Origin of the sequence: Pectinatus brassicae (assembly GCF_014201835.1) — a bacterium.
GTDB lineage: Bacteria > Bacillota > Negativicutes > Selenomonadales > Selenomonadaceae > Pectinatus > Pectinatus brassicae.
In genome coordinates this window covers 1-1491 of the sequence record NZ_JACHFH010000080.1, presented here as the reverse complement: position 1 = coordinate 1491, position 1491 = coordinate 1, and the positions used below count along the sequence as shown (strand labels likewise).

Annotated in this window: 3 protein-coding genes; 1 reads left to right on the top strand and 2 read right to left on the bottom strand. The window is 30.7% G+C overall.

Annotation, left to right across the window (positions count from 1 at the left end; genetic code table 11):
• The first annotated feature begins 99 nt into the window (after positions 1–99).
• Positions 100–693 carry a hypothetical protein gene (locus tag HNR32_RS13710; RefSeq protein ID WP_183863620.1) on the top strand — a complete coding sequence of 198 codons (594 nt, stop codon included), beginning with the start codon at positions 100–102 and terminating at the stop codon, positions 691–693.
• 63 nt (positions 694–756) lie between these two features.
• Here the strand turns inward: HNR32_RS13710 and HNR32_RS13705 are convergent, their stop codons facing one another.
• The gene (locus HNR32_RS13705; protein ID WP_183863618.1) at positions 757–1146 is read right to left on the bottom strand and encodes a nucleoid-associated protein; all 390 of its coding nucleotides are present in this window, start codon (positions 1144–1146) and stop codon (positions 757–759) included.
• Entirely contained in the window at positions 1121–1321 is a 201-nt protein-coding gene (locus HNR32_RS13700) for a hypothetical protein (RefSeq protein WP_183863616.1), read from the bottom strand. The genes HNR32_RS13705 and HNR32_RS13700 overlap by 26 nt, the downstream gene beginning before the upstream one ends.
• Between the last annotated feature and the right edge of the window lie 170 nt (positions 1322–1491).

The window sequence follows — 1491 nt, the reverse complement described above, 5'->3', positions numbered from 1 at the left end:
TAGCTTGCTTATGCTTACGACATTAGTCGTATCGAACAAGAAGCCCCCACTTCAAATGCCATAGGCATTAAGTGGTGGGAGTATGTCACAATAAATTATTTGGAAGATATATTAAAAAAATTACGATTAAAAGCAGTATTTTATAAATATTATTTTACACAGCTAGCATTAAATAGAGGACAAGTATATATGAATTTAGAATTAATAGCATATACAGAAATTATAAGAATGGGAGGGAATATTATGACGGAAAATTGGGAGAATAAAAAAAAGAAATGGATGGAATCAATTGAGCAGTTTTATAATGAGATTGAAACTTGGATGAAAAGTATTCCTGATTTAAAAATAATACATGAAGCAATTGAATTAGAGGAGAAAAATAAAGGCTGTTTTAATATAGAAAGGATGATTATAAAAGCTGGCAAAAAAAATGCTGTATTGAAACCGGTAGAAACGGTGATAATGGGAGTTCATGCCAGTCTTGAGTTACAGGGGGATAATGGAATAGTAAAATTTGTTTTGGTGCCAGAAGACTATAAAATTCCTAATTTGTTTGATAATACTCGATTTGAAAATAAAAAAGATAGCGATGCAGAGAAATTAATATGGAAAATTGTTACCAGCTCACCGCTTGTAAAATTTATTGATATGAATAAAGAGGTTTTTACAGAATCATTAATGCGAATACTATAATACAAGAATAAAAGCCAGCCGTTGATAGAGTTATCATATCAATAGCTGGCTTTTTATTTATTACTATTTATCCAATATGGTATTGATGTTATATAAATTAATGGATAATGTGCCATTATCATTATTGATTATCTGCACATAATCCTTATTATTGAAATATTCGATAGGAATATTTATTTCAATGCCAGTATCAGTTTTTATTTTATGCATATTTTCAGTTTTTAAGATGCGTTTTTTATCAAGGTGGACTTTTTCTGGAATATTAGCTTCTTGTATTTGAGCTTCATATTCTTTTTGCATTACTGGTGATTCGGGGAAAATTTCGGCGCTGATTTTTTTGGCATCAAGGCAATTGGCTACTTTCATAGTGTTAACGACACAAGCCTTAGCTTTTACAATTGCTTCGGTTGGATCCTGACCATTTTCTTCAGCAATTTTTTTTTGCAATGTCATTTACTAATTTTATGGATGTTTTGGCAGGAATATTATAGTCACATTGCAAGAGATAATCAGCCATTAAAAAACAATCATTGCCGTCAATAGAATATTTTTTATCATTAAATTGAATTTTTTTATTATCAAGATTTATGCAGGCAAACTCGGTTATTTTTTGATTGATATTAGGCATAATAGCATAGTGACTGATAATTTCATTTTTAGTGCCGTTTTCATCTTGGACTACTTTATGGATATAGCCGGCTCGTATAATGGCTCACTTGTCAAGACAGAAATCTAAAGATTTTATAATGAACCTTAAGCCGTGGCATAGTCTATCAGCATTGCTGGATAGTACAGCGT